This window comes from Paenibacillus sp. JNUCC 35, assembly GCF_058269095.1.
On sequence record NZ_CM177771.1, the window covers coordinates 3,243,674 to 3,263,959 of the forward strand.

The window sequence follows — 20,286 nt, forward strand, 5'->3', positions numbered from 1 at the left end:
CATTAGTTTTGGCAAGCTAAAATTTTAATTCCATTACCCGCGTGACAAATACAAGCAAAAAGACCCCTGAATTGTCAGGGGTCTTGCAAGCGAGGCCTTGCCGAAGCTGAGCTTCCTTTGCCTTATTTCGCCTGCGATTGCAGGCTGCGGTTCCAGTGGCGGTGCTGGGCGACGGCAGCCGCGAAATCACGGCTGAAGCCGGCTGCTTCATCCGCGCGATCCGCCGCCAGCACGCCCGGCTGAATTTCCGGCGTGGCCGTTGCCGGCGGACTACCGGCAGCCGATCCGGCGATTCCCGCTGCGGCGAGAAGCTCCGCGCCTTCACCTACAGCACCGATGGTCTTGTAGTGCTGGAAGGCTTCTTTGATGAAGTCCGCCGTTTTGGAATCCGCCAGAAGCTCATCGGCGCTTTGGCGTCCCCCCGGTATATAGACGGCATCAAACAGCACGGAATCGGCCGTGAGAAGGGAATGATCCACTTCCAGCGGATTTCCGCCGTCGCATACGATCGTACCGAGCTGCACGCTGACCACTTCCGGCACGAGACCGGCCCCCTTCAACGATTGGAGCATGCCGCTCACTTCTTTGCCGCGGAAGCCGTTGCCGGCCAGCACGGCCACTTTGCGGGTCAGAGGCGTTTTTACCGTGTTCATCTGGCTAAGTGCTGGAGAGGACAGCGTCACGCCGGTGTCGGAAGTGTCTTCCGGCGCTTTGGCACCGATTCCTGCGGCAACCTGCTTCGCCAGATCCACACTCACCTGACTGAACATATCGACGGCACGCTGGCGGATTTCTTTGGTTTTCACTTTGCCGAGCTCAAACCGGAAAGCGTTCACGATATGCTGCTTTTCCACGTCAGACATACTGTTCCAGAACAAGGTCGCCTGGCTGAAATGGTCCTTGAAGCTGTCGCTGCGCGCCTGGATCTTGCGGCCTTCCACCTTCTCCGCGTAGTGAGCGTAACCGCCTTCTTTTTCCGATGCGGGCTCGGGAGAATTGCCTGCCAGCGAGTTTTTATGATAGCTGACCGGACCGCGGTTGATCGTCATCCGGTGCATGCCGTCGCGCTGGTTGTTATGCACGGGAGCAACCGACCGGTTGATCGGAATTTCGTGGAAGTTCGGACCGCCCAAGCGGGAAAGCTGAGTATCCGTATAAGAAAACAGTCTGCCCTGAAGCAGAGGATCGTTCGTAAAATCGATCCCCGGAACGACATGTCCCGGATGGAAAGCGATTTGCTCGGTTTCCGCGAAGAAATTATCGGTATTTCGGTTCAGCGTCATTTTACCGATGATGTTCACCGGAACCTGTTCTTCCGGCCAGATCTTGGTCGGATCCAGGATATCGAAGTCAAACATGAATTCGTCTTCTTCTTTAATAATCTGAACACCGAATTCGAATTCCGGGTAGTTGCCCGTCTCAATGGCATCCCACAAATCCCGGCGGTTGAAATCGGGATCTTTACCCGCCAGCTTCTGCACTTCGTCCCACACCAGGGAATGTACGCCGAGCAGTGGTTTCCAGTGGAATTTGACGAAATGCCCTTTGCCCTGTTCGTTTACGAACCGGAACGTATGTACTCCAAAGCCCTCCATCATCCGGAAACTGCGCGGAAGCGATCGGTCCGACATCGCCCACATCACCATATGAGCCGTCTCGGTATTGGAAGTCACGAAGTCCCAGAATGTATCGTGCGCAGATTGGGCCTGCGGAATTTCATTATGAGGCTCCGGTTTGACGGCATGGATAAAGTCCGGGAACTTCTTGGCGTCCTGAATAAAGAAGACAGGCATATTGTTTCCGACAAGATCGTAATTGCCTTCTTCCGTGTAAAATTTCGCAGCGAAGCCGCGGACGTCTCGGACGGTATCGGATGAGCCGCGCGACCCGGCAACCGTTGAGAAACGGACAAAAACGGGCGTTTTTGCGGAAGGATCCTGCAGAAATTTCGCTTTTGTATACTCCGTCATAGGTTCGTATACCTGGAAATAACCGTGTGCCCCAAATCCTCTTGCGTGTACGATGCGCTCCGGAATACGCTCGTGGTCGAAATGAGTCATTTTTTCCCGGAAATGAAAGTCTTCCATCAAAGTCGGCCCGCGCATCCCGGCCTTCAAAGAGTGCTCATCCTCGCTGACCCGAAGTCCCTGGTTGGTCGTCAACTTCTGCCCGGTGTCGTCCACCCTGTACGGGTCAAGCTGTTTATCTTTGCTTTGTTCGTTTACAGGCTCGCGCTTATCGTCATTTTTCATCGGACAACCTCCTTCGATTTGTTCAGGAAATGAACTCTTCTACTTAGTAACCTGATTCTTATAAAGCCAAACCGAAGTCGCGATGAGAACATATGTCATGACCTTCCACACCGATCCTTCCTACAGGAAGCTTGCGCCTAAAGTCACAAACAAAAAAAATCCCTGCCTGGTCAGCAGGGATTCCGATCACTGAGTTTCGTCTAGTACAAGAAAGTGCGGGAGACTATAACCAGCAGAATGAAGAGAACCAGAATGACAGCTGTGCTGGTGCCTAAGCCTATTCCACCGTAACCCATTCGTCAACACCCTTTCTTTGTTTGGGATAGGATATCTTATGCAGAAGGTAACTTTTGTTTTGGACTCCTCTCCCGGTTCCCGGAAATTTCCGCGGGAACTTGGTGAGCCGGGAGAGGCAGTCCGGCAAGGTCGGCATCAAACTACCAGAAATGGTCATGACATTGACCTACTAAGAGGGAGGCTCTCCTTTTACAATAAAATAAATTCGCCCCGCAGCGGGCCCGTCAACCTGGAGGTTACATCTTGATGAAGCTGTCTTTAAGCATGTGGAGCATGCACCGAACGACCCGTGAAAATCAGGGAACCGTCCTGGATTTTCTCACTTTTTGTCAGCAGGAGGGCATCGGCCAGGTCGAACTTCTGGATGTCTTCTGGAAAGACAAAGAAGCCGAAATTCCGGCGGTTCTTGCCTTCTTGAAAGAAAACGGAATAACCTTGTCCAGCTATGCCGTCGGCAACGATTTCGTAAAAGGGACTCCCGGCGAAAGAGCCGAAGCGCTGCGCGTTGTAAAAGACGGGATCGAGACGGCAGACAGGCTAGGCACGTCGGTTGTCCGAGTTTTCTCGGGAAATATGTCCGACGCCTATACATTCGATTCCGCTCTTGAGTGGATCGTATCCGGCCTCGGGGAAGCGGCGGCTTTAGCTGAACAAGCGGGCATTACCCTCTGTCTGGAAAATCACGGCAAGCTGGCCGGTAAAGGGGATCAGGTTCTGGAGATTTTAAAGCGAGTCGGATCGCCTGCCCTGAAATCGACCTTCGATACGGGAAATTTTCTGCTCGTAGATGAGAAACCGCTCCATGCGCTGGATGTTCTTCTTCCTCACATCGGGCATGTACATATTAAAGACTTTGCCGAGACACCCGAAGGACGATATAAAGCACTGAGCGGCAAAACGTATGAAGGTGTCTTCGCCGGTGAAGGGGACGTCCGGCTTGACGTGATCGTTTCGAGGCTGAAGGAAGCCGGGTATAACGGCGCCTATGTCCTCGAATACGAAGGAACCGGAGACGAAGCCGAAGGAATCCGTAAAAGCTATGAAAATTTCAACCACCTTGTCCAAACCAAAGGAGATTAAACCCCATGACACCCATTCAACTAGCTGATGTCGTCATTATAGGCGGAGGAACCGGCGGCTTCGCCGCAGCACTTGCGTCAGCCGAGTCGGGTAAAAGCGTTATCCTGACCGAAGAAACCGTGTGGATCGGCGGACAGCTCACCAGTCAAGCGGTTCCCCCCGACGAACACCCATGGATCGAAAAATTCGGCTGCACCCGTACATACCGCAGGTTCCGCGAAGATGTCCGCAATTATTACCGGGATTATTTCCCGATGAAGCCTGAAGCCAAAGCGATAACGGAGCTTAATCCGGGCAGCGGCTCCGTAAGCCGGTTGTGCCATGAACCGAGAACGGCACTGGCTGTTCTCCAGCAGATGCTGGCACCTTATGTTCACAGCGGTCAGGTGACCATCCTGCTCCGGCACATTCCGGTAAATGCGGAAACGGACGGGGACGCGATTACATCGGTTGAGGTAAAAAGCCTGGACAGCGGCGCGCTGACTGTTCTGAAGGCCCCCTATTTCCTGGATGCAACGGAATGCGGCGATTTGCTGCCGCTAGTAAAGGCAGAGTATGTGACCGGCGCGGAATCTTACGCGGAAACCGGAGAACCGAACGCGGTAGTCGGAGATCCTCTTCCCGGCGATATGCAGGGCTTTACGTACTGCTTCGCGGTGGATCATCTGGAAGGTGAACATCACGTCATCGAGAAGCCCGAGATGTATGACTTCTGGAAAGCGTACAAAGCGGATTTCTGGCCGGATCACCTGCTTAGCCTGATAGGTGTCAAGCCTGCTACGAACGAGCCGGTCCGGTATGAAATTTTTCCGGGGACGGAACACTTCTCCCTCTTCCGGTACCGGCAGATCGCGGACATGGAGCACTTCCGTGAAGGAACCTACCGCAGCAGCATTTCACTCGTCAACTGGCCGCAGAACGATTACTGGCTCGGTTCCATTATCGACGTCCCCGAAGAAGAGAAGCAGAAGCATCTGTACCAGGCCAAGCAGCTATCGCTCTCTCTCCTGTACTGGCTGCAGACGGAAGCGCCCCGTCCAGACGGCGGCACCGGCTACCCCGGCCTGCGTCTGCGCAAAGATGTCGTCGGCACGGAGGACGGCCTGGCGATGTATCCTTACATCCGCGAGTCGCGGCGGATCAACGCGGAGTTTACCGTGCTGGAGCAGCACGTCGCCACCGCCTGCAGACCCGACGGCCGGGCCGAAGCGTTCGCGGACAGCGTAGGAATCGGCTGCTACCGCATCGACCTGCATCCGAGCACGGAGAACCGTCCGTATATCGACGTCTCGTCCCTGCCGTTTCAGATCCCGCTCGGCAGCCTCATTCCGGTACGCGTGCGCAACCTGCTGGCCGCGGGCAAAAACATCGGCGTCACGCATATCACGAACGGCTGCTACCGGCTTCATCCCGTTGAGTGGAATATCGGCGAAGCGGCCGGATACTGCGCCGCCTACTGCATCGACAACGGCATGACGCCGAGCGAGCTTCGCGGCAATTCTGACGAACTGGCCAAATTCCAGTCGCACTTGGCCAAAGCCGGCATTGAGCTGGAATGGCCTGCCCTTCGGCCGGTCTAATTCCCCCTGCGAGTCCGACCCAACCTGATCGGACGGGATGATCTCCCGCTTGCATTTTATGATGAGATCCTTGGGGAGATCAGTCAGTCCGCCAAATTCTGTAAGCCTTCAGATCTTTCTGGAGGCTTTTTTTGGTAAGATAAAGCACCGAACTCACGTTTTTTTGTTATAATCGGAAAAAATGATTTTCCTTTAGGAGGTTAATGAATGGCCGGCTCTCTTTCCGATGATTTATTCATCGGCTCCATTATTTCCCTGTTAATCTGGGGATGCACCAGCGGAATTTTTACGAGGTTTAATCTGACCCATACGGAGGACAGGTACATACAGCCTCCGGACGCCGAGGAGTACTTCTCTCCTAAACCCGACAAAAAACCTCTCCTGCACGCTTTCCGTTCCTTCTATTTTATTGCGGCCGTACTCGGTTTTGCCGCCTCCGTTGTCGTTTCGTACCTTGAATTTTAACCATTCGCGGCCTTTTTTTCTCTGCGCGCGCTTTTTCGATACTGATTACTCCACGGATGAAAAGGGTAAGCTGAAAATTGGGAGTCCATGCATCCTAATGTGATCCCTACAACGAAAGCCCGATACGGAGGTACGACCATGAGCCGCCGGAAACTGCAGGAAAGACTCAAAATGAAGAGCGTAGAACCCCAGCACGGAGAACAGTTCAACCATTTGCTCCGCTATGTGTTCCAGGTTACGAACCATGATTTACAAACGTTCGGCTGGGAAGACCGCGAAATCGCCCAGGCGAAGCTTCCGGTGCTGAAGCAAGCCGATGTCCTCGGCTGGTTTGATGAAGACAAACTGATTTCACAGCTGGCCGTGTACCCGTTTCAAGTGAATATTTTCGGCCGGATATACGATATGGGCGGTTTGACGGGCGTCGGCACTTATCCCGAATACGCCAATATGGGGCTTATGAACCAACTGATGCGGCAGGCTCTTACAAACATGCGAGGACGCAGGCAATCTATCTCCTATTTGTATCCGTACTCCATCCCGTACTACCGCCGCAAAGGCTGGGAAATTATTTCCGATAAAATTTCGTTCGAAGTCAAAGACACGCAGCTGCCGAAGCTGAAAACCGTCCCCGGCAATGTGGAACGAGTGACGATCGAACACCCCGATATCAAAACCGTGTATCAACGCTTCGCTTTACAGAACCACGCCGCCATGCTGCGGAATAATTTGGCCTGGGAAGAATATTTGCGCTGGGATCTCGACGACATGACCGTGGCCATTTATTACGATGCGGATCATGAGCCTTCCGGGTTTTTGCTGTATTGGATTGCGGGAGAAATTTTTCATATGAAGGAAATGGTTTTTCTCGATGAAGAAGCCCGGACGGGCCTGTGGAATTTCATAAGCGCTCATTTCTCCATGGTTACCTATGTAAAAGGCCATACCTACAAGGACGAACCGATGTCCTTCCTCTTGGAGGACGGGGATATCAAAGAAACGATTGCGCCTTATTTCATGGCGAGGATTGTGGATGTGAGCCAGTTCATTGAACAGTATCCGTTCCAGGCGCAGGGGGAAGAATGCAAGTTAACCTTCAACCTGCATGATCCTATGCTGGAATGGAATCAGGGAACGTTCACTTTGACAGTGGACAAAGAAGGTCAAGGCCGGCTGGCCGACGGGGGCGGAACTCCTTCCGCTTCCTTCGATATCCAGACGCTGACCACGATGCTGATGAGCTACAAGCGGCCTTCTTATCTGCAGCGGATACGCCGGTTTCACGCGGACAGAGAGTCGGTTCAACTGCTGGACAAGCTGATTGCGAACGAGCAGCCTTATTTCTCGGATTACTTCTAAGTGTCACGGTTCCCGCCGCAAGCTTCTATGAAAAAACACGCCAAAAAAGCCGCTCCTTGCCGGAGCGGTTTTTTTTGGCATTCCGCCGTCTAATCATCCAGTTCCACTTTCGCCAGCGGCTTTAAAGCCGGCCCCTCGATGACTTCACCCGTGTAGGCGAAACGGGAGCCGTGGCAGGGACAATCCCATGTCCGTTCGGACGCGTTCCAGTCCACTTCGCAGCCCAAATGCGTGCAGGTCGTGTCGACCACGTGCAGGCTCCCTTCACGGTCGCGGTAAGCGCCCGCTCTTTTCCCCCTGACCTGTACAACGGCTCCTTCATCCTCGCGGAGTTCGCCGGTTTCTCTCGTGGGAAATTCGAGCTTGCCGGAGATGAGCTCTTTGGCGACGTTCGCATTTTCCACCACAAAGGTTTTAATCGACGGGTTCGCGTGAAACCGGGAGGGAGAGAACAAGTCCGTGTAAGGGCTCTCTTCCCCGAGAATGAGCTTCGCGTTCAATTGGGCGGCGGCAATGCCCGTGCTCATTCCCCACTTCTTATAGCCCGTGGCGACGTACAGATTCGGAACGTCATCCAGCTCCTGTCCGATGTACGGGATCGTATCCAGCGTGTACAGGTCTTGAGCCGACCAGCGGTACGCGATTTCTTTCACCCCGAAGGTTTCTCTCGCGAATTTCTCGAGCGCTTCGTAATACTGGAACGTGCAGACGCCCTGGCCCGTCTTGTGGCCTTCTCCGCCCACGATCACCATCGGCTCGCCGTTAATCAGCACGGACCTCAGAGAGCGCTTCGGCTTATCCGCACTAATGTACATGCCTCCGAGGTAGCGCTTGTCCGTTTTGACGGCGAGCACGTAAGAACGCTCTGCGTAAAGACGCGCAAAATACAGCCCGTGCAGGTTGTTAAAAGGAAAGTGAGAAGCGGACACGACATGCGAGCTGCTGACGGTAAACCCGCCGCTTGTCTTGAGAACGGACGGACTCCCCGGCTCGTATCCGGTTACGGTGGTTTCCTCGTAAATCCGCCCTCCTTTGCGCACGATTTCTTCAGCCAGATGAATCAGAAACGGGACCGGGTTGTATTGGGCCTGATTTTTCATCACGACCGCCCCTTTCGTTTCGAAAGGGAGATCGGTTTTTTCTACATAGCTACCGGGGATTCGCAATTTCTCGTAAGCTTCGTATTCTTTGAACACTTTGTGCAGAGAAGAATCCGTATCGGTGTACACAAAGGCATCCTGTTCTTCAAATTGGCATTGAATGTGGTGCTCCTTGACCAGATGACGGACGAACTGAAGAGCGTCTCGGTTCGCCTCGTAGTACAGCCGCGCTTTTTCTTCGCCAAAGTCGGAAATATACTGATCGTAGATCAAGTCGTGCTGGGCTGTAATTTTGGCGGTCGTATAACCGGTCGTCCCGTGTAAAATGCGCCCCGCGTTCAGAACCGCGACTTTTAAACCTTTCATGGCCAGCAGGTAGGCCGTCGTCAGACCGGTTATTCCGGCGCCGACGATAGCGGCGTCTACCCGGATATTTTCGTTCAGCCTGGAATAGGAGGGGATTTGGGCGGAAGCCAGCCAGTACGATTCCGGAAACTGGGGGAAAGCGGCGGCTGATCTCGAGTTCGTTTCGTTCACGTGGATTAGCTCCTTTTACCAATATTCTCCTAACTTCTCCAGAGTGACCTCATTCTATTCGTTCCGGCACAAAGTAAAAAAGCACCCTGCCGGATGCTTTTAAGGCTAATCAGGCGTTATCCACCTGCATAATGTCCATAAATGGAACTTTCGTCAGCTGTTCGCCGTCCTGAACATGTACGAGTCTCGTCCGGGGATCCATGACCGTAATTCTGCCGTAGACCTGCTCTGCCCAGCCCCATACCGTAAGAAGAATTAGAGAATCCTCGTCCTTGGCTTCTACCAGCCGGTTACCGAGTTCTTCCAGCTCGAACTCATCCCGGGTCGGACGTTTTACTTTTGCCTTTGCCATTATACCTCCTGAATGACGGTCTTACCTTCTGCCGTTTATCTTTCTATCTTACCATGTTTATGGGTTTCTTCCAACGGTTTGGAAACTCACGTTCCTATTTTCTTCTCGCGCTAATGTAAAAAAAAGCCCCCGCCCGGTTTGCACCGGACGAAGGCTCGGATTGTTGGACGGCTTATGTTTATCGGTCCGTAAGCATCTGCAGCCAACCTTGATCTGCTCGGTTAAGCTTGAGAAACGGCCATCGTTTCCCGGCACTGTTTGGCGGCCGCAACCATGTTGCGCAGGGCTGCCGCGGTTTCCTCGCTGCCTCGCGTTTTGAGCCCGCAATCGGGATTGATCCAGAAGAGCTGCGGGTCGAGTACGCGCAGCGCACGCTCGATCATGCTTACCATCTCTTCGACGGAAGGGACCCTTGGACTGTGAATGTCATAGACACCGAGCCCGATTCCCTTTTCGTACGTGTGCTGTTCGAAGCTTTCGATCAGCTCGCCGTGGCTGCGGGAAGTTTCGATGGATATGACGTCGGCATCCATATCGCGGATAGACCCGATCATGTCGTGGAATTCGCAGTAGCACATATGGGTATGAATTTGCGTCGTGGCCCGCACATTCGCCGTTGTGCTGCGGAAAGCGTTGACCGCCCAATCGAGATAAGCCCGGTGCTCATCTTTCTTAAGAGGAAGGCCTTCACGGACAGCGGGTTCGTCGATTTGGATCATTTCGATTCCCGCTTCTTCGAGTGCTTGCACTTCTTTCTCCAGCGCGAGCGAAATCTGGTAGGCGACCACGTCTCTGGACAGATCGTCCCGGACGAATGACCAGTTAAGAATCGTAACCGGTCCGGTCAGCATCCCTTTGACGGGACGTGTCGTGAGCGACTGGGCATAGACGGTTTCCTCGACGGTCATCGGCTGCGTAAAAGCCACATCGCCGTAAATGACCGGCGGTTTCACACAGCGCGAGCCGTAGGACTGCACCCAGCCGTTGCGCGTGAAGGCGAAGCCGTCCAATTTTTCGCCGAAAAATTCCACCATGTCCGTCCGTTCGAATTCCCCGTGAACGAGGACGTCCAGATCCAGCTCCTCCTGAAGCTTGATCCATTTATCGATCTCGCTCCGGATAAACGCTTTATACTGCTCGTCCGTCCATTCCGCTTTTCTCCATTTGGACCGCGCCTGTCTGACTTCCGCTGTCTGCGGGAAGCTTCCGATCGTCGTCGTCGGGAGAAATGGCAGCTGCCACTTCTCGCGCTGAAGGGCCCGTCGCTCGCCGAAGTCCGCGCCGCGTGCCGCCGGCACCTTTTGAAGCTGCAGGGCGGCCGCCTGAACGGCTTTGTTCCCGCGAGCTTCGGAAGACCGGAGGGCGGCAAGCGCTTTTTCGTTCCGCTGAAGCGCTTCGGCGGTGTCCGCCGTTTGGGATACCGCCGCCTTGGACAGCAGGACGATTTCCTCCAGCTTCTCGTCGGCGAAGGCAAGAGCGTCTCTCAGCACCGGATCGAGCTTATCTTCGTGGACGGTGGACACCGGCACATGCAGAAGGCTGCAAGATGGCTGGACGATCACCCGCTCCTCGGGAACCACGGCTAAAATGTCGTGAAGCGTACTCAGCTTCTCCTTCAGATCGGAACGCCAAATATTCCGGCCGTCCACGATACCCGCTCCTAAAATTTTGCCTTCAGGAAATCCTTCGCTCTTCAGAAGCTTCAGCGTTTTCTCACCGCCGTGTACGAAATCAAGCCCGATCCCGCTTACGGGCAGCCGTACAACCCTACTGTAATGTTCCACGGATTCGAAGTAGGTCTGGAGCATAATTTTCAGTTTCGGTGCTGCCTCTGCCAGCGCTTTGTAGATCGCTTCAATCCGTTCCATATCCTCGGCGGATAAGTTTGTCGAAAGCACCGGTTCGTCCACCTGCACCCATTCGGCGCCTTCCCGTTCCAGCTCTCGCAGCACTTGGCCGTACAGTGGAAGCAGCCGGTCGATCCAAGCATCGGTTTCCGTCTCGGCGTACCCTTTGGACAATTTCAAAAACGTAAACAGTCCGAGCAGCACGGGCTTGCCCTGGATTCCGAGCGCTTCTTTAGCTTCGCGGTAAGCTTTGAGAGGCTTGTTCTCGACCAGTTCGGGCCTCGCGCCCTGGAGTTCCGGCACAATATAATGATAGTTGGTGTTAAACCATTTCGTCATTTCGCATGCGGCCGCCCCGTCCTCACCTCTAGCCATCGCATAGTAGGTGCCCGGAGATACTTCACCGCCCTCGTATTGAAACCGTTCCGGGACGATTCCGAACATGGCGGAAGTATCCAGCACGTGGTCGTATCCCGAAAAATCGTTGACCGCGATAAGCTCAATGCCCTTCTCCCGCTGAATGCGAAGATTTCCCAAACGGACCTCGGTCAGCTTGTCCGTCAGCTCCCGTTCCCCGATTTTACCGGCCCAGAAAGACTCCAGCGCCTTCTTCCATTCACGTCCCGCTCCGATCCTCGGGTACCCCAAACTGCTGCTTATCAATGCGTTCATGATCTTGACCTCCTGATAGTGGCTTGAATTGGATGTTTGCATAAGTTCCCTGCTTCAATTGCTTGTTTGTACGCGAAAAATAAGAAAAGGACGTCATTATCCCCGAAGCATGCAAGGATAAAGACGCCCTCTGTTTGTATAATCAGCGGCTCGTACTTTAACACCTCCCTATCTCCCGTAGGTAAAGCAGTGCTGTCAGAACAGGCAGGTCTCCTGGCTCCAGAATCATCATCTTCGGCTGCCTTCCCGGTCTAAGACCAGTGGCATAATCGCCTTGACTCCTCTGTTACAGTGGCGGGACCGCGCCGGTTTTTCACCGGACTTCCCTTTTAAGCTCCAGCTCCCGAGGGGCTGGGCACCTATTCCCAACATATTCAATTGGTTAACTTAGGAATGACTATACACAACGAAGCATATTTATGCAAGCTTTATTCCAGAGGAATGCCGAAATATTTAAGCAGAGCTTCCTTGTAGGCCGCGTCGTTATCAGGCACGAACGTGCGCACGCCTTCGGGCGTAAACAGCTTAAACTCCTTGCCGGAGACCGAATTGCGCCCCTCACGGGTCCGTACGGCTACCATCGCATCTTTCGTGAAAATGGAGTCCGGGCTGTGCTCGCACCAGAAGCTGGCCATGACAAAATCTTTGGGCAGCTGCGGCTCCTCGGTAAACGAGTAAATACGCCTCCAACTGCCGCGATGCTTCTCGATCAGCACCCAGCCGAATACGGGGTCCCGCTCCATGGCGTATAACTCCCCGCCCTGCCGCTGTTCCAGCTTCTCGGCAAGACGGACCGGTCTCCGGGGCACAATGCCCCCGACACCTACGTCGCATAAGTAGCTGACTCCTTCCGCCTCCACTTCCAATACGTGATGGCGGCGTTTGGGCGGCAGCTGCGTCTCGTCTCGCCAGAACCGGGCGACATAATCGGTCACGGGGTAACCGAGCTGGCGCAGCAGCCAGCCGAACAGGGCGTTCAGCTCGAAGCAGTAGCCGCCCCGCCGCCGCTCGACGATTTTGTGGCGCAGACGCTTTATGTCCAGAGACAGCGGAACACCGTTCAGGATATCCAGATTTTCATACGGAACGGTGTGCAGATGCTGCTCCTGCAGCAAAGCCAGCGCTTCATAACTGCCGTCCAGCGGCCCTTCGTAACCGATTCGGTTGAGGTAAGCCTCCACTTCAGGTTTCAAAGCTTCTCTATCCGTCCTCACAGGACACACTCCTTTGCGGCAGGTTCACAGACGATTAGTTGTTCCGGATTCCGCTCCAGCATTGGCTGGCTGACGAGAATTTTCAATCTCAGCACCTCCGGCTTATTCTTAAAGATTTCAACAACTTGGTGAAATATTCCTCCATGTTCACCAACTTTTGATGAGTTTCCGCTCAATTGGCATCATTATTTATTGCATTATCTGCCAGAGAACTCCATAATAGGAATCTGAGTTCTTTTTTCTTTTAGAAAGAGAGTGCGGCCCGTGAAAGATATCCTTGTCCATTTATTTATCATGACATTTCCCCCTCATATTTACCAGATTTTTATGCTTACGCGTTTTTACAAAAGAGAAAAAAAACGAAACCGATTTCTGATGGGAATCCTGATGGGGTTTTCCGGGATTTTCAGTATTAGCTATCCGGTTATGTATCTCGTTCCTGATTTTTATTGGGATTTAAGAGGCGTTCCTCTTCTGCTCGCTTTTATATACGGAGGGTATTACGGAGGGTTTACGGCGCTCGGGATGATGCTGATCTTTCATGGGGTTATGTTCCCGTCGTTCGGAGTTTCGGACGTCATCCTCTATGCGGCAGGATTTCTGCCCGTCCTGTTCAGGGCCCGTGATTTCTACCAATATCCTTCGCGAAAAAAAATCGCCCTGTCGCTCTTGTACACAAGCATCGGCGCTGCCGCTCTGCTTATCTGGCTGTCTTACATCGTCTCGCATCACGGTTTTGTCTGGCAGGATCTGCTGCCGCAAGTAAGTCTTCTCGTGACCGTACAGCTTCTGCTGCCGGTGCTGCTCATCCTATGGTTTCAGCATATGCTCCGGCATGATCAGATGAGTATCGAAATCCAAAAAGCCGAGAAGCTGCAGCATCTCAGCGATCTGGCCGCCAGTGTCGCTCACGAGATCCGAAATCCGCTTCAAGTTACGCGCGGGTATATCCAGATTTCCCAGAAGGAAGCCGACGAGAAGCTCGGCCGATATTTAAACATCGCCATCGGAGAACTCGATCAGGCCGAGAAGATTATCTCGGAGTTTCTGCTCTTCGCTAAACCCGAATTGACGGAAACGGGCCTCATCCATCTCGGCGATTCGCTTCAGCAGGCCGTGACGATGCTTGAACCTTATGCCAGCATGTCGGGAGCCGTAATCGAGCTTTCCTGCGAGGACGATATTTTTATCGAGGGAGACTCTTCCAAGCTCAAGCAGGCGTTCGTCAATCTGATCAAAAACGGAATCGAATCGACCCAAACGGACGGTCTGATCCGCATACACGGTTATGTCCGGAAGCACAAAGCCATCATTACGATCACCGATAACGGCAGCGGTATGACCAAGGAAGAAATCGAGAGACTGGGGGCTCCCTTCTATACGACGAAAAGCAAGGGGACCGGGCTTGGCCTGATGGTCACGACCCGCCTGATCGATGCCATGCGCGGCAAAATGCGGTTCTCCAGCGAAGTCGGCACCGGATCGGAGGTCATGATCACCTTCCCCCTGACGACAAAAAACAGAGTATCTAATTCCTGAGAATAGATACTCTGTTTTTTTATACGTGCACGAGATGCTGGAGGGTTTGGCGGAAAATTTCTTTCACGTGATCGTCGTCCAGTGAGTAAAAGACGGTTTTGCCGCTTTTGCGCCGCTTAACGATCCGGACATTCCGTAAATACCGGAGCTGATGGGAGACGGCGGATTGTCCCATTTCAAGCACGACACTCAGATCGTGAACGCACAATTCCTGCTGGGAAAGCGCATATATGAGTTTGACGCGCGTAGGATCTCCGAGAGCTTTGAACATCTCCGCCATGTTGACGGCCATAGATTCGTTCATTTTCGCATGCTCCAGAGCAGTCCCGTCCGTTTCCGTCCCTGCGCAGGATTCGTCGCAGAGGTCTTCGATTGGTTTTTGCATGATCCATTCACCGCCTTCGTTTCCATACGGCTTATTATATCAAAAACATTACGGTTAAGGGAGTCCCTTCTCCGCTGCGCAATAAGAAAGTGCCCCGCACCCGGTGCGGAGCACTTTTTTCTATTGGTTAAGATAAAGAAGAGGGCTTCTTCTCGATAAGAACGGTCAAGCTGATCAGCGTTACGAAAATGGTGGCTCCCATGTCCGACAATATGGCGATCCACAAGGTCAGCAGACCGGGAATAGTCAGAAGCAGGGCGATGGCTTTCAATCCGAGCGCCAGGCTGATGTTCATCTTGATCACCCGGTTCACCTGCCGCGCCACGGAGATAGCTTCGGGCAGTTTGCCGAGGTGATCCTGCATCAGCACGATGTCGGCGGTTTCCACCGCGCTGTCGGTTCCTTTGCCCATCGCAATGCCAAGCTGGGCGGAAGCGAGTGCCGGAGCGTCGTTGATGCCGTCCCCGATCATGGCAACCGTACCTTCGGCGGCGAGCTCCTTGATTTTGTCGACCTTTTGTTCGGGGAGAAGACTGCCGTAATACTCGCTTACACCGACAGCTTTGGCGACTTTCTCCGCGGTTTTCTGGTGATCTCCGGTCAGCATAACCGTTTTATGAATGCCCGCTTTATGCAGGGCGGCGATCACTCCGCGGCTTTCCTCCCGGATCTCGTCGGATATTCCGAACATACCGAGCACCTTTTCGTTATCGGCGACTATAACTAAAGTAAGTCCTTCTTCCTTCAGCGAGTCGATTTGCTGCTGGATATCCGCCGGAATCCGCAGATGTTCCATGCTCTTCTCGTTGCCGAGCCAGTACCTTTCTCCCTTGAAGCTCGCCACCACTCCCCTTCCGGATACCGTCTCGATAGAGTCGGCTTCTTCGGCCCGGATGCCCTTCGCCTCTATCTCCTTCATAATCGCTTTGGCGAGAGGATGCGAGGAAGATTTCTCGATAGCCGCGGCAGCCGGGTAAAACTTGCGCTCATCCAGCACCACGGACTTCTCCACGTGGGGCTCCCCTTTGGTCAGCGTGCCGGTTTTATCGAACGCGAGCGTATCGATTTTGCCCAACTGCTCCAGGAACACGCCGCCTTTGATCAGAATGCCGTGGCGGGCATTGCGGGTAATGCCGGATACGATGGCGATCGGCGAGGACAAAATCAGGGCGCACGGACAGCCGACGATCAGAACGGCCAGCCCCTGATAAAGCCATGTCGACCAGCTTCCCCCCAGGAAAAGCGGAGGGATGACGATAACGAGCAGCGAGATGATCATGATGATCGGCGTGTAATACTTGGCGAAGCGGTTGATGAACAGCTCCGTCGGCGTTTTCGTCTCCTGGGCTTCTTCGACCAGATGCAGGATTTTCGCCAATGAAGAATCCTGATACGCCTTCTCGATGCGGACTTTAAGGAGCCCTTCGTTGTTAATGCTTCCCCCGAACACCTTCTCGCCGGGCGCTTTTTCCACCGGGAGGGATTCGCCGGTTATCGCGGCTTCGTTGACCGAGCTTCTGCCTTCTTCCACGATGCCGTCGGAAGGAATTTTCTGCCCGGAGCGGACTTGAACGAGATCTCCGATCTTAAGAGACGCGATCGGGACGACCGTTTCTTGGCCGTCCGTCAGCAGCACCGCTTCTTTGGGAGCCACTTGAAGCAGCGTTTCCATGGACCGGCGCGCTTTCTCCATGCCCATTCCTTCCAGAAGCTCGTTCAGTCCGAACAGGATGGCTACAAGCGTCGCTTCCTTCCACTCGCCGATCACGATGGCTCCCACGAGCGCGATGGTCATCAGCGTATCAATGTTAAATTTCAGGCGGAACAAGTTTTTAGCGCCTTTGATGAACGTCATGTAGCCGCTCAGTGCCATAATGATCAGATACAAGGGGATGGATACATAGGCCGGGACCCGTCCGTCCGTGAAAAATGCGATCGCGAAAAGCACAGCCGAAACGATAAGATTACGGGTAATCGCCCGGTTGGATTGCCCTCCGTGATCATGATCGTGCCCATGATCGTGACCGTGCGAGTGGCCGTGATGGCTGTGCCCATGCCCCTCGTGCGTATGCCCGGCCGCAGGCTGGGGTTTGACCAGATAAGCCCCGTCATTGCCCAGTATTTTCTCGACGGCAGGCATGGATATACGGCTGTCCACGGTCAGCTTGCCGCTGTTATAGCTGAGTCTGGCTTCCGCCCCGTGTTCCAGCTTCTGAATCTGTTCTTCCAGCTCGCGTGTACAGTTGGCGCAGGATAAACCTTTTACGCGGTGCTCCTCCATCTCCATTCCTTCTTTCCAAACAAACGTTTTTTATAAAGTATGCAAAATATGAGTATATGTTCATATAATAAATTTCCGGAAACGTAAAGTCAAGATGCTGGAAGTTCGTGGGATAAAAAAGAGTTGCCGAACCCGTATATCGACTGTTGCGGTCATGTCTATCCTAGAGACTGAAATCCGCAGAGATGGTAGGATAAGAAAAGAACAGGTCATGAGGACAACGGAGGGTAATATTCCATGACGGAAGCCTTGTACAAGCAGTACCATTCTCTTCTTTATTCCATCGCTTACCGGATGCTCGGAACCCTGAACGATGCTGAAGATATCATCCAGGATGTTTATCTGGAGATCCAGCAGCAGGATCTGGTCCGTATCGGGAATATGAAAGCTTATTTATGTAAAGCGGTAACCAACCGCTGTATCAACTTTCTCCAATCCGCGCGCAGCCGCAGAGAAATCTATACCGGCGAATGGCTTCCGGAGCCTGTATCCGCCCGGCCGGGTCTTGACCCCGCCGAACGGATAGTGCAGCAGGAAACCGTCTCCTACGCGCTGCTCGTCATGATGGAGCGGCTCAATCCGGTCGAGCGTGCGGTGTTCATCCTGCGTGAAGCGCTCGAATACAGTTACCGGGAGATTGGAGATACCCTCCAGAAGTCCGAGGAGAACTGCCGCAAGATTTATAGCCGCGTTAAAGCGAAGCTTGTCCGGAAGGAGGCGGAGCCCCTTCACAAAAGCGAACGGGAGGAACAATTCGTGAAGCTGTTTCTCGACGCGGCCAAAACAGGCGATTTCGCAGACTTTATCGCTCAAATGACTGCGGACGCCGTTCTGGTTACGGACGGCGGCGGCAAAGTCCGCTGCGCGCTGCGTCCCATTTACGGCTCGCACCGAATCCGGGCGCTGTTCGAAGGCATATGGCCGCGCGGTTATTTCAGCGGCTCCCTGCTCCCGTCCCGGATCAACGGAGAGCTGGGCTTCGTCCTCATTCGTGACGAGCGTCCGGTTCTTGCGGTCAGCATGACGTGGGACTGGGAACAGAGCCGGATAGACCGCCTGTTCATAGTCAGCAATCCGGATAAGCTGCACGGAATCCGTCTATAGAGTTACCCCTGGGGAAGGAGGCGATAAACTTTTTTTGCTTCCTTCCTTTTTTCTGTCACAAAACGGCCTCCTGATCTGTTATAGGTTTGAATGCAATTAGGAGGAGGAATATACGATGAAAACACGTCTTCAAATGGATCAGCTGATTCCGAAAGGTTATGCCGCCATGGTGGGGCTGGAGCAGTACTTGGGTTCCACAAGCTTGGACAAATCGCTGAAAGAATTGATCAAAATACGCGCATCCCAGATCAATGGCTGCGCCTTCTGCATCGACATACACACGAAAGACGCGCGTAAACACGGGGAAACCGAGCAGCGCATTTACGCTTTGAACGCCTGGCGCGAAACACCGTTCTTCACGCGGGAAGAACGTGCGGCGCTCGCATTGACGGAAGCCGTTACGCTCGTTGCCGAAACCCATGTCCCGAACGACGTTTACGACGAAGTCCGTCTTTATTTCGACGAAGTTCAGACATCCGAGATAATTATGGCCATCGTCGTCATAAACGCCTGGAACCGGCTGGCCGTATCGGCCAGGAAGATGCCTGCCGCGGACTGATCCCCAGCCCCGGCCTTCCTTGAAGGCGACTAACCAGACTCCCTTGTCTCTATGGCAAGGGAGTATTTGCTTTGCGCAGGCGTCTGAGCAGCAGGTTCTCCAAACCTTTTGTCAGCCTCCCCTTCCTTAAGCTTGTCCGGCTTTCCTGCATAACTTGCAGATATTTCCGCATTCTAAAGAAAAAGGATACCGGACGGATAAAAAGGAGGGGTATGCGTGGAAATGAAAGGTCTGATGTACGAAAATATACAACAACTTCTAGCAGGAAGTGAGGATACGGTTTATCAGCCTTTTCTCCTATACGAACGTTCCTGCGTGCTCATTTATATCCAATCGATCGTCGATGTGAAGACACTTCAAGAGAAGGTCGCTTCCGCTCTCATTGCCGAAGCCCAGGGCGACCATGATTGGGAGGAATTCCTTCAGCTGCTGGACGAAGGGACTTTGTTCCCGCTTCCCGCGAAGCTGGTTTATGCCTCCCAGGATGCCGTCCGGGAAATCGTGCACGGAAAAGCGGCGCTCTGCATCGAAGGACTGGGCTGCGCTTATGTTTTCGATGTCGTCAAGTATCAGAAAAGAGCGGTTTCCGAGTCCCAGAACGAGCTGGTCGTTATCGGGCCCCAAGAGGCGTTTATCGAAGATATCGTCAGTAACTTGTCCCTGCTCCGGCACAAAATCAAGCACCCGGATTTGAAAACCGTTAAATATACCGTGGGCACTTATACGCAGACGACTGTCTATATGGTTTATATCGAAGGACTTTGCAAACCGGAAATTTTAAAAGATCTCGATAAGGGAATCCGGGAAATTTCCATCGACGGAGTACTCGGAATCAGCTACCTTTCGGAGCAGATGAAGAAAGGAAACAAAACGCCCTTCCCTCAATTCCAATATACGGAACGGCCGGACTCCGTCGCCGCTTCCTTGCTGGAAGGCCGTGTCGCTCTCATGCAAGACGGGACACCGTCCGCGCTTCTCGTACCCGTGACGCTCTTCTCCCTGCTCCAGTCTTCCGAGGATTACTACCAGAGCTATTTATCGGCAAGCTGGATACGGCTGGTCCGGATCTTCTTTGCCTTGATTTCGATGCTCCTACCTTCCTTATACGTGGCGATCACTACGTTTCAGCCTGAAATCATCCCGTCGGATCTGCTGCTTACGATTTCGGCGGCCCGCGAGAATATTCCGTTCTCCGCACTGACGGAAGCTCTTATTATGGAGCTGACCTTCGAAGGGCTGCGCGAGGCCGGGACACGCATTCCGAAGCCGGTCGGCCAGACGATTTCGATCATCGGCGCCATCGTGATCGGACAGGCGGCTGTACAAGCGGGAATCGTATCGGCCCCTATGGTCATCGTCGTATCCATCACAGGGATCGCGTCCTATATCATCCCCCATTTCGAGCTGGGCCTCGCCTTTCGGCTGCTGCGTTTCCCGCTCCTGCTGCTCGGAGGAACGACGGGCCTCATCGGTGTTTTCATCGCCACATTCATTGTGTACGGTCATCTCACGAGTCTAAGGTCGTTCGGTGCCCCTTACCTAAGTCCGCTCGCGCCGCTGGTTCTCCGGGACTGGAAAGACATCTTTATGCGCGTGCCCTCGTCTCTTATGACCAAGCGTTCCAAAGCGTACATCGACCGGAACTTCAGGAGGCAGAAATAAC

At 53.6% G+C, this 20,286-nt stretch carries 16 protein-coding genes and 1 riboswitch; of the genes, 8 read left to right on the forward strand and 8 right to left on the reverse strand.

Annotation, left to right across the window (positions count from 1 at the left end; translation table 11 throughout):
• Positions 1 to 122 precede the first annotated feature (122 nt).
• Positions 123 to 2,252 carry a catalase gene (locus AC2TF6_RS14730; protein ID WP_491307374.1) on the reverse strand — a complete coding sequence of 710 codons (2,130 nt, stop codon included), beginning with the start codon at positions 2,250 to 2,252 and terminating at the stop codon, positions 123 to 125.
• Positions 2,253 to 2,452: 200 nt separating this feature from the next.
• Positions 2,453 to 2,548, reverse strand: a complete 96-nt coding sequence (locus AC2TF6_RS14735; protein ID WP_491307375.1) for a YjcZ family sporulation protein — start codon at positions 2,546 to 2,548, stop codon at positions 2,453 to 2,455.
• A 247-nt stretch (positions 2,549 to 2,795) separates the two neighbouring features.
• Between AC2TF6_RS14735 and AC2TF6_RS14740 the strand changes: the two genes are divergently transcribed.
• From AC2TF6_RS14740 to AC2TF6_RS14755, 4 genes are all read left to right on the forward strand, one after another.
• Positions 2,796 to 3,629 carry a sugar phosphate isomerase/epimerase family protein gene (locus AC2TF6_RS14740; protein ID WP_491307376.1) on the forward strand — a complete coding sequence of 278 codons (834 nt, stop codon included), beginning with the start codon at positions 2,796 to 2,798 and terminating at the stop codon, positions 3,627 to 3,629.
• 5 nt (positions 3,630 to 3,634) lie between these two features.
• Entirely contained in the window at positions 3,635 to 5,209 is a 1,575-nt protein-coding gene (locus AC2TF6_RS14745; RefSeq protein ID WP_491307377.1) for an FAD-dependent oxidoreductase, read from the forward strand.
• Between the two features lie 207 nt (positions 5,210 to 5,416).
• A complete protein-coding gene (locus AC2TF6_RS14750; protein ID WP_317954720.1) occupies positions 5,417 to 5,674 on the forward strand; it encodes a hypothetical protein in 258 nt (85 codons plus the stop codon).
• 138 nt (positions 5,675 to 5,812) lie between these two features.
• Complete coding sequence (locus tag AC2TF6_RS14755) at positions 5,813 to 7,033, forward strand: GNAT family N-acetyltransferase (RefSeq protein ID WP_491307378.1); 1,221 nt, start codon at positions 5,813 to 5,815, stop codon at positions 7,031 to 7,033.
• Between the two features lie 89 nt (positions 7,034 to 7,122).
• Here AC2TF6_RS14755 and AC2TF6_RS14760 read toward each other — a convergent pair whose 3' ends face one another.
• From AC2TF6_RS14760 to AC2TF6_RS14775, 4 genes are all read right to left on the reverse strand, one after another.
• On the reverse strand, positions 7,123 to 8,670 hold the full coding sequence (locus AC2TF6_RS14760) for an FAD-dependent oxidoreductase (RefSeq protein WP_491307379.1): 1,548 nt from the start codon (positions 8,668 to 8,670) through the stop codon (positions 7,123 to 7,125).
• 109 nt (positions 8,671 to 8,779) lie between these two features.
• Positions 8,780 to 9,022, reverse strand: a complete 243-nt coding sequence (locus AC2TF6_RS14765; RefSeq protein ID WP_491307380.1) for a YolD-like family protein — start codon at positions 9,020 to 9,022, stop codon at positions 8,780 to 8,782.
• Between the two features lie 221 nt (positions 9,023 to 9,243).
• Positions 9,244 to 11,541: a 5-methyltetrahydropteroyltriglutamate--homocysteine S-methyltransferase gene (gene metE, locus AC2TF6_RS14770; RefSeq protein ID WP_491307381.1), complete on the reverse strand. Its 2,298-nt coding sequence runs from the start codon at positions 11,539 to 11,541 to the stop codon at positions 9,244 to 9,246.
• Positions 11,542 to 11,727: 186 nt separating this feature from the next.
• Positions 11,728 to 11,919, reverse strand: a riboswitch (cobalamin riboswitch).
• Between the two features lie 50 nt (positions 11,920 to 11,969).
• Positions 11,970 to 12,755, reverse strand: a complete 786-nt coding sequence (locus AC2TF6_RS14775) for an arylamine N-acetyltransferase family protein (RefSeq protein WP_491307382.1) — start codon at positions 12,753 to 12,755, stop codon at positions 11,970 to 11,972.
• Positions 12,756 to 13,019: 264 nt separating this feature from the next.
• On the opposite strand from AC2TF6_RS14775, the gene AC2TF6_RS14780 reads away from it, so the two are divergent.
• Positions 13,020 to 14,294 carry an ATP-binding protein gene (locus tag AC2TF6_RS14780; RefSeq protein WP_491307383.1) on the forward strand — a complete coding sequence of 425 codons (1,275 nt, stop codon included), beginning with the start codon at positions 13,020 to 13,022 and terminating at the stop codon, positions 14,292 to 14,294.
• 19 nt (positions 14,295 to 14,313) lie between these two features.
• On the opposite strand, the gene AC2TF6_RS14785 is transcribed toward AC2TF6_RS14780, so the two are convergent.
• Positions 14,314 to 14,679, reverse strand: coding sequence for an ArsR/SmtB family transcription factor (locus tag AC2TF6_RS14785; RefSeq protein WP_491307384.1), 366 nt, complete (start codon positions 14,677 to 14,679; stop codon positions 14,314 to 14,316).
• 127 nt (positions 14,680 to 14,806) lie between these two features.
• Positions 14,807 to 16,960: a heavy metal translocating P-type ATPase gene (locus tag AC2TF6_RS14790; RefSeq protein WP_491307385.1), complete on the reverse strand. Its 2,154-nt coding sequence runs from the start codon at positions 16,958 to 16,960 to the stop codon at positions 14,807 to 14,809.
• A 237-nt stretch (positions 16,961 to 17,197) separates the two neighbouring features.
• Here AC2TF6_RS14790 and AC2TF6_RS14795 point away from each other — a divergent pair, with 237 nt between their 5' ends.
• The 3 genes from AC2TF6_RS14795 (at position 17,198) to AC2TF6_RS14805 (ending at position 20,285) form a co-directional block, all read left to right on the forward strand.
• Positions 17,198 to 18,064, forward strand: a complete 867-nt coding sequence (locus AC2TF6_RS14795; RefSeq protein ID WP_491307386.1) for an RNA polymerase sigma-70 factor — start codon at positions 17,198 to 17,200, stop codon at positions 18,062 to 18,064.
• A 115-nt stretch (positions 18,065 to 18,179) separates the two neighbouring features.
• On the forward strand, positions 18,180 to 18,623 hold the full coding sequence (locus AC2TF6_RS14800; protein ID WP_491307387.1) for a carboxymuconolactone decarboxylase family protein: 444 nt from the start codon (positions 18,180 to 18,182) through the stop codon (positions 18,621 to 18,623).
• 216 nt (positions 18,624 to 18,839) lie between these two features.
• Positions 18,840 to 20,285 (forward strand): spore germination protein, encoded by a 1,446-nt coding sequence (locus tag AC2TF6_RS14805; protein WP_491307388.1) that lies wholly within the window; start codon positions 18,840 to 18,842, stop codon positions 20,283 to 20,285.
• The last annotated feature ends 1 nt before the right edge of the window (position 20,286 follow it).

Excerpts from the sequence above, each read along its gene's own strand:
- AC2TF6_RS14800 (WP_491307387.1), top strand. The coding sequence starts at position 18,180 with ATGAAAACACGTCTTCAAATGGATCAGCTGATTCCGAAAGGTTATGCC.
- AC2TF6_RS14755 (WP_491307378.1), top strand. The coding sequence starts at position 5,813 with ATGAGCCGCCGGAAACTGCAGGAAAGACTCAAAATGAAGAGCGTAGAA.
- AC2TF6_RS14745 (WP_491307377.1), top strand. The coding sequence starts at position 3,635 with ATGACACCCATTCAACTAGCTGATGTCGTCATTATAGGCGGAGGAACC.
- AC2TF6_RS14740 (WP_491307376.1), top strand. The coding sequence starts at position 2,796 with ATGAAGCTGTCTTTAAGCATGTGGAGCATGCACCGAACGACCCGTGAA.
- AC2TF6_RS14735 (WP_491307375.1), bottom strand. The coding sequence starts at position 2,548 with ATGGGTTACGGTGGAATAGGCTTAGGCACCAGCACAGCTGTCATTCTG.
- AC2TF6_RS14785 (WP_491307384.1), bottom strand. The coding sequence starts at position 14,679 with ATGCAAAAACCAATCGAAGACCTCTGCGACGAATCCTGCGCAGGGACG.
- AC2TF6_RS14765 (WP_491307380.1), bottom strand. The coding sequence starts at position 9,022 with ATGGCAAAGGCAAAAGTAAAACGTCCGACCCGGGATGAGTTCGAGCTG.
- AC2TF6_RS14750 (WP_317954720.1), top strand. The coding sequence starts at position 5,417 with ATGGCCGGCTCTCTTTCCGATGATTTATTCATCGGCTCCATTATTTCC.
- AC2TF6_RS14795 (WP_491307386.1), top strand. The coding sequence starts at position 17,198 with ATGACGGAAGCCTTGTACAAGCAGTACCATTCTCTTCTTTATTCCATC.
- AC2TF6_RS14730 (WP_491307374.1), bottom strand. The coding sequence starts at position 2,252 with ATGAAAAATGACGATAAGCGCGAGCCTGTAAACGAACAAAGCAAAGAT.
- AC2TF6_RS14790 (WP_491307385.1), bottom strand. The coding sequence starts at position 16,960 with ATGGAGGAGCACCGCGTAAAAGGTTTATCCTGCGCCAACTGTACACGC.
- metE (WP_491307381.1), bottom strand. The coding sequence starts at position 11,541 with ATGAACGCATTGATAAGCAGCAGTTTGGGGTACCCGAGGATCGGAGCG.